Source organism: Corynebacterium sp. (assembly GCF_012837295.1).
Taxonomy (GTDB): domain Bacteria; phylum Actinomycetota; class Actinomycetes; order Mycobacteriales; family Mycobacteriaceae; genus Corynebacterium.
In genome coordinates this window covers 1-6908 of the sequence record NZ_DURI01000341.1, presented here as the reverse complement: position 1 = coordinate 6908, position 6908 = coordinate 1, and the positions used below count along the sequence as shown (strand labels likewise).

The 6908-nt window shown below is 71.7% G+C and carries 4 protein-coding genes and 1 pseudogene; 1 reads left to right on the top strand and 4 read right to left on the bottom strand.

Going from position 1 to position 6908, the window contains the following annotated elements:
• A pseudogene (locus tag GX015_RS11300) lies at window positions 1-568 on the top strand (hypothetical protein); the annotation flags it as partial.
• Between the two features lie 89 nt (window positions 569-657).
• Here the strand turns inward: GX015_RS11300 and GX015_RS11295 are convergent.
• From GX015_RS11295 to benB, 4 genes are all read right to left on the bottom strand, one after another.
• Window positions 658-3456: a LuxR family transcriptional regulator gene (locus tag GX015_RS11295; protein WP_291345213.1), complete on the bottom strand. Its 2799-nt coding sequence runs from the start codon at window positions 3454-3456 to the stop codon at window positions 658-660.
• Window positions 3457-3679: 223 nt separating this feature from the next.
• Window positions 3680-4585, bottom strand: a complete 906-nt coding sequence (locus GX015_RS11290; protein ID WP_291345212.1) for a 1,6-dihydroxycyclohexa-2,4-diene-1-carboxylate dehydrogenase — start codon at window positions 4583-4585, stop codon at window positions 3680-3682.
• Complete coding sequence (gene benC, locus GX015_RS11285; RefSeq protein WP_291345210.1) at window positions 4582-6162, bottom strand: benzoate 1,2-dioxygenase electron transfer component BenC; 1581 nt, start codon at window positions 6160-6162, stop codon at window positions 4582-4584. Before benC ends, GX015_RS11290 begins: the two co-directional genes overlap by 4 nt.
• A gap of 25 nt (window positions 6163-6187) precedes the next feature.
• Complete coding sequence (gene benB / locus GX015_RS11280) at window positions 6188-6766, bottom strand: benzoate 1,2-dioxygenase small subunit (RefSeq protein WP_291345208.1); 579 nt, start codon at window positions 6764-6766, stop codon at window positions 6188-6190.
• Window positions 6767-6908: the final 142 nt, after the last annotated feature.

Here is a 6908-nt window from a genome sequence, read left to right as displayed (position 1 = left end):
GGCGGCGGACCGGGTGTACGTGGAACACGGGATGCGGGTCACGCGGATCCACCGGACGTTGCGCGACGTTTGCTGTTTCGAGGGCCTCGAGGCCGGCGTCGCCGCCATCGACTCCGCGCGGAGGAAGTGGCCGGGGCTCGCGGTGGACAAGCTGCGCGCGTCGATGCTCGCCGGCCCGAGGTTCAAGGGCGCGCCCATCGTCCGCGAGGCGGTCGCGCTGTCGATCCCGAACTCCGGCAGCGTGCGCGAGTCGCAGGCGAGGCTGCTGCTGGGCGCGGTGGCGGGCGTCGTGACGGTGGAGGTGCAGGCGGAGTTCATCGACCGGCGGACGGGGGAGCGCTACTACGTCGACTTCCTGATCAACGGGTGGCTGATCCTCGAAGTCGACGGCGACGTGAAGTACGACGGCGTGACGTACGGCAAGACCGACGACATCATCCGCGAGGAGCGCCGCCGCGAAAAGGAGCTGCAGAACCAGGGGAAGGTCGTCGTCCGCGTCACGGATCCGTGCGAGGTGCCCGTGGTCGTCGCGGAGGCGTTGGCCAGGCTGGCCCACGCCGCGGCGTGAGTTCGGGGCCGGTGCCGGTGCCGGGCAGTTGCTTTGCGACGCCTCGGCGCGCCCCCGGAGAAGGGTGCGCCATGGCGGCGGCGGTCCCGTCACCTCCGCCGCAGCGCCCCCGGCAGCTCGGATCGGGTGCGGATGCCGAGTTTCCGGTACACGCGCGTGAGGTGGTACTCGACGGTCTTCGGCGAGAGGAACAGCTCGGCGGCGGCCTCGCGGTTGGAGGCGCCGTCGGCGATGATCGCGGCGATCTCCTCCTCCTGCGGCGTCAGGCCGGCGGAGTTGGTGACGCGGGTGCCCAGGCCGCCGGCGCGGCGCTCGCGGTTGCAGCGGTCGACGAACTCGGTGGCGCCCATGGCGGCGAAGATCTCGCCGGCGCGGGCGAACATCTCGTCGGCCCGGCGCCGCCGCCCGAGCCGCCGCAGGACCTGCCCGTATTCGTAGATGATGCGGCTCTGGTACGCGGGCATGGGGACGGACTCGATGGCGTCGACGCCGTCGTCGAGAAGCCGGATGCCGCGGTCGGCGTCGCCGTGGACGATGGCCAAGCCACCGGCGGGGACGGACATTTTCGCCTGCAGGGACAGGATGCCGCTGCCGTCGTGGCGGTCGAGGGCGGATTCGGTGACCGCCTCGGCGTCGTCGACGCGGTCGACGCGCAGCAGCGCCTGCGCGTAGACGTCCTCCCACGGCCAAAAACCGGGGTGGAGGATGTCGCGGCGCGAGTTGATGTCGGCGAGCATGTCGCCGGCGCGGGCGGCGGTGGCGGAGTCGGTGGCCAGGGTGGCCACCTGCATGCGGCACATCGCCGACGGGATGGACTGGATGTGGAAGGAGTCCGGGCTGATGCTCAGCCGGTTGACGTAGGACCGCGCCAGCCCGGTATCGCCGCGATAGGCGGCGATCTGCGCGCCGGTCCACAGCAGCAGCGGTTCGAGGAGCTTGATCTCGTAGCGCTCCGCACGGGCCAGGCCGCGTTCGACGACGTTCATCGCGTCGGCCCATTCGCCGAGGACGTAGTGGGAGCGGGCGAGCCAACCGTCCATCCACAGGCTGATGCGTTCGGAGCCTTCGGCCTGGGTGCGGTTCTGCAGCAGCTGCCGGGCGAGCACGGGGTCGTCGTGGACCAGGGACAACCAGCCGAGGGCCATGTCGCGCCGCTGCGCGTGGAGGGGTGAATGTGCTTCACGACGCCCCGTGGACGGCATGCGGCCGTCCAGTGCCGCTTGGCCGATCAGTGCGATGGCGGAGGCTTCGGCGGCGGATCCGTCGCGGGGCCCGGACCATTGGCGGGCGCGGTCGGCCCAGGCGACGACATCCTCGGGCTTCCAGTCGACGAGGCCGAGCAGGACCTTGCGGGCCGCGATGCGGGCGCGCAGGTCGGAGGGGAGGGCGGAGAACTCGGCGTCGGCGGCGGTGGCCGCGCGGTCGATTCGGTTGCCCGCTTCACCGCGTCGGCCCTCGTGCAGGGCGAGGTAGCCCAGGAGCGCATCCTGGAGGGGATCGGCGGGACCGGGTTCGAGGGAACGGGCGTGGAGACGGGCCTCGGGGATGTCCGAGGCGGAGATCATGGCTTCGATGGCGTCGAGGCTCAGCGACCGCCGGGTGTCGTCGTCGGCGGCGAGGTCGGCGGCCAGGCGCAGGTGGCGGGCCGCGTCGCGCCAGTGGCCGCGGGCGCCGGTGGCGCGGCCGTGGTCGGCGAGCGCGGCGGACAGGTCAGCGTCGGGGCCGGTGGCGGCGGAGGCCAGTTGCCGGATGGCGCCGATCTCGTCGTCGAGGGCCAGCAACCGGTCCGCCGCCGTGGCGTGGAGGCGTTCGCGCCGGGACGGGGGCAGCTCGGCCAGCAGCACCGCGCGGTCCATGGGCACGGCGAAATCGACGGTGGCGGAGCCGGCGGTGGCGGTGACCCGGAGGAGACCGGCCGCGACCGCCGCGTCGAGGGCATCGTCGCGGGAACCGGAGGGGGAACCGGAACCGCCGGCGGCCCCGGAGCTTGCCGACGCCCCCGCATCGACTGCGGCGAGTTCGCGGACCAACGGCACCGGGGCCCCGCCGTCGAAGATGGCGACGGCCTCTGCGACGTGGCGGACGTCGTCGGAAAGCGAGGACAAACGCCCGCGCAGCGACGCCGCCCACGTCGGGGGCAGTGGAATCGACGGTGCCGGCGCGCGCCAGTGGTCGGCGGGGGCGGCGTCGAGGACCTCGTGGATGCGGCCCGGCCAACCGCCGGTGATGCGGCGCAGGGCCGTCGCGGCGGTCGCGTCGACGGGGACGCCGACGGAGTTGTAGACCAGGTCGCGGACCTCGGACACCTGCAGCGGGGCGATGGCGGCGACCACGTCGGCGATGCCGATGAGCTCGCGGAGGCCGGCGTCGGCGGCGCCGCCGGATTCGTCGGCCGACAGGATCACCGCCACGCGGCCGTTGACCAGGCGTTTGGAAATTCCCGCCAGCTGGCGCAGCGAGGTGGCGTCGGCGTGCTGGGCGTCGTCGACGACGATGACGGTCGACGAACCGGGAAGATCGACGTGCGCCGCCAGCCGTGCCCCCAACGCGGCGATGGCGGACGCCGACGCAGTGCCGCCCGGCCCGGATTCGAGCAGCGACGCCTCCGACAGGGAATCCGCCGGCGCGGCGCCGGCTTTCGTCGCCGCATGGGCCAGGATGCCCCCGGGGACGTCCTTTTCCCACGGCAGCGCGGCCACCCGGATGCCCTGGAAACCGGGGAGGTTGGCCAGCACGTCGTCGAGCACCGCCGACTTGCCCGACCCCGCCGGGCCCGTCAGGACGATCAACGCCCCCGAGCCGGGCGCGGTGGCCGCGACGCGCTCGATCAACGAACGCGCCGGGGCGCGGCTGATCGGGTTCTGGATCGTCGGGCGTCGGGTCTGCATGGTGCCCCGATGGTACGTGACGCGCCGCCCGGTCCAGCGCACCCGAATCCGGTTCTCATCCTGCCCCGACGACGAAACGGCGCCCGCCGAATCCGATCCGATTCGCATCGGGGATTCGGCGGGCGCCGCGGTGGACCGGAGCGGCCCCGGTCGAGCGTTGGGGCCGGAATGGCCCGGGCCCATCACGGGACCGGAGCGGCCCCGGTCGGACACCGGGCCCGGATCAGCCCTGGTCGCCGCCGGCGACGGGGAGGACGGAACCGGTGATGTAGGACGCTTCCTCGGACGCCAGGAAGCAGATCGGGCCGGCCTGCTCCTCGAGCGTGCCGTAGCGGCCCATCACGGTGGAATCGACGGTCTGGTCCACGATCCGGCGGTACCAGGCCTCCTGCTGCTCGCCCTCGGGCGACGGGCCGCGGGCGACGCGGCGCTGCGGGGCCAGGGTGCCGCCCGGGGCAGTGGCCACCACGCGGATGTTGTGCTCCGCCGCCTCCAGCGCCAGCGCCGAGGTCAGGGCGTTGACCCCGCCCTTCGACGCGGCGTAGGGCACGCGGTTGACGCCGCGCGTGGCCACCGACGACACGTTGACGATCGTCCCGCCGCCGCCATCGATGAGCACGGGCATCGCGGCCCGGCACATCCACAGGGTGGGGAACAGGCTCCGGCGGATCTCCTTCTCGATCTCCTCCGGCGCGTAGTGCTCGTACGGCTTGGCCCAGATGGTGCCGCCGACGTTGTTGATCACGATGTCGACCGACGGCAGCTTCTCGGCGGCCGCGGCCATCGCGGCGGAGGCGCCCTCGAAGGTCTCCAGATCGGCGGTGACCGAATGCACGGTGCCGGCGCCGACGTCGGCCAGCGACTCCGCGACCTCGTGGACCAGGTCCGCGCGGTCGACGAGCAGCACCGAGGCGTCCTCGTGGGCGATGCGCTGGGCGACGGCCCGGCCGATGCCCTGGGCGGCGCCGGTGATGACGACGCCCTGGCCGAAGAACCGCTCCGGGGTGATCAGGCGGGGACGCTCGCCGATGTCGGCGCCGACGGGCGCGCCGGCCCCGGTGCCGTCGCCGGAGGCTCCGTCGCCCACCGAGCGCGTGGCCTTCTTCAGTCCGATGACGGGGCCGCTCATGCCGTGGCCGCCTCGTCGTCGATGGCGCGGTGCATGGTGTCGATCGCGTGGGTGTTGTGCGCGCGGATCAGCTCCGCGGCGCGCGCCTTGTCGCGGTCGGCGACGGCCTCGACGATGGCCAGGTGCTCGTCGGCGATGTCGCCCTGGATCCACTTCGCGTCGGCGAGCTCGCGGTTCATGACCTCGATGACCTCGAGGTTGCGGTACGCCGCCAGCATCGCCGGGTTGCCGGTGCGGGTGAACAGGAACTCGTGGAACTCGTTGTTGGACTTGGTGAACGCATCCGAGTCGACGATCTTCTCGCCGTCGATGTGCTCGTTGACGGCCACCGCCAGGCGGCGGAACTCCTCCAGGTCGATGTCCTTGAGGCGGTGCAGGCTGAGCTCCAGGGCACCGAGCTCGAGGGCCATGCGGGCCTCGAACTGGGAGGTGGAGTCGGCCTTGGCGGAGTGGACCTCGCCGGTGACCACGCCGGGAGCGGACACGGTGACCTCGTCGCGGGCGGCGTCGCCCTCGCCGGTCGACGTCGCGGTGACCTCGACCTCGGAGGCGCCGGCGCCGGCCGGGGCGGCGGCGGAGGAGAACTTCTCGTAGTAGAAGTTCTCCGGCGGGTTCGGCTGGTCGGCCAGGAACACGCGGACGGCCTCGACCATCGGCGGCGGGCCGCACAGGTAGACGTCGGCCTCGCCGTCGTGCAGGTGCTCGTCGGTCATGTGCTGGGTGACGTAGCCCTTGCGCTCGTGGTTCGACTCGGGGTCGGAGACCACGGTGAAGTAGTCGAAGTCGGGCAGGCGGTCCTTGAAGGTGTCCAGGACGTCGAGCTTGACCAGGTCCATGTCGAACGTGGCGCCGTAGATCAGTCGCACGGGCACGTCGAGCAGCTCGTCCTCGGTGAGCTTCTCCAGGATCGACAGGACCGGCGCCAGGCCGGTGCCGCCGGCCAGCAGCAGGATCGGGTTGAGCGGCTCGCGCAGGAAGAACGAGCCCATCGGGCCGGTCATGGCCAGCTTGTCGCCGACCTTGGCGCGCTCCTCGAGGTAGCCGGTCATCAGGCCGCCGCGGGTCAGCTTGACCAGGAAGGACACGGTGTCCTCGGACGGGCCGGAGGAGAAGGAGTACGAGCGCGTCTGATCGGTGCCCGGCACGGTGATGTTCATGTACTGGCCCGGCAGGTACGCCAGCTGCGAGCGGTCCTCGAGCTCGACGGAGAAGCCGACGGTCGACTCGGAGTGGCGGGTGATGTCGGTGATCGTGCCGGTGACGGTCGACGCCCCGGTCTTGGCCTGCTCGGAGGTGGTGGCGACCTGCAGCACGATGTCGGTCAGCGGCGTCATCTGGCACGGCAGGCAGTAGCCCTCGGCGGCCTCGGCGTCGGACAGGGCGTCTTCGATGTACTCGCCGTCCTCGTAGTCGCCGGCCTCGCAGAACGCCTTGCACGTTCCGCAGGCGCCGTCCCGGCAGTCGAAGGGGATGTTGATCCGGGCCTTGTAGGCGGCGTCGGCGACCGTCTGGTCTTCTTCGCAGTCGATGAAGCGGGTGATGCCGTCCTCGAAGGCGAGCGCGATCTGGTGCGTCATGGGTTTCTCCTCGGTTCGGGGTCGGTTACACGTGGTAGATGTCGACGACGTGGTGGATGTAGTCGTTCTTCAGCACCACGCGCTTCTTGGTGATCAGCGGCGACTCGCCCGTGACGTCGAGGGTGACGTTGGTGGTGCCGAAGTACGTGTCGGTGGTGTTGTAGCGGAAGTAGAACGTGATCCAGTTGAAGGTCACGTCGATTTCGCCGTCGCGGCGCTCGAGGATCTCCACGTTGGTGATGTTGTGGCCGGTGCGCGGCTCGGGCAGCGACGTCGCCGAGGAGCGGTCGGTGCGGATGCGGAAGACGCGGTCCTCCAGGCCGCCGCGGTTGGGGTAGTAGATCAGCGAGATCTCGGACTGGGGGTCCTCGGTCAGCTCGCCGGCGTCGTCCCACGCGGGCATCCAGAACTCGGCGTCGGCGCGGTAGCACTCGATCCACTCCTCGAAGCGGCGGTCGTCGAGCAGGCGGGACTCGCGGTAGAGGAAGTCCTCGACCTCGGTGCGGGTGATGGTGGCGGCGCGGGTGCCCTCGGGGGCGTTGTTGCCGGCGCCGTTGGCGTGGGCGGTTCCGTCGGCGGTGAAGGTGGCGGCGGGGGTGCTCATGGTTTTTCTCCCTGTGGTGGTTGGGCGCGGGCGTCGCAAAGCAAAAGACTTGCTTGACGACGCCTCTTCGGCGTGGATCGTTACTGGGCGGCGGTGCGGGAACGGCGGCGGCGACGGCGCTCGGGGGCGGCGGCGTTGGCGG

What these genes read in the sequence shown, in the direction of transcription:
- GX015_RS11295 (WP_291345213.1), bottom strand. Translation starts at nt 3,456, where the DNA reads ATGCAGACCCGACGCCCGACGATCCAGAACCCGATCAGCCGCGCCCCG.
- GX015_RS11290 (WP_291345212.1), bottom strand. Translation starts at nt 4,585, where the DNA reads ATGAGCGGCCCCGTCATCGGACTGAAGAAGGCCACGCGCTCGGTGGGC.
- benC (WP_291345210.1), bottom strand. Translation starts at nt 6,162, where the DNA reads ATGACGCACCAGATCGCGCTCGCCTTCGAGGACGGCATCACCCGCTTC.
- benB (WP_291345208.1), bottom strand. Translation starts at nt 6,766, where the DNA reads ATGAGCACCCCCGCCGCCACCTTCACCGCCGACGGAACCGCCCACGCC.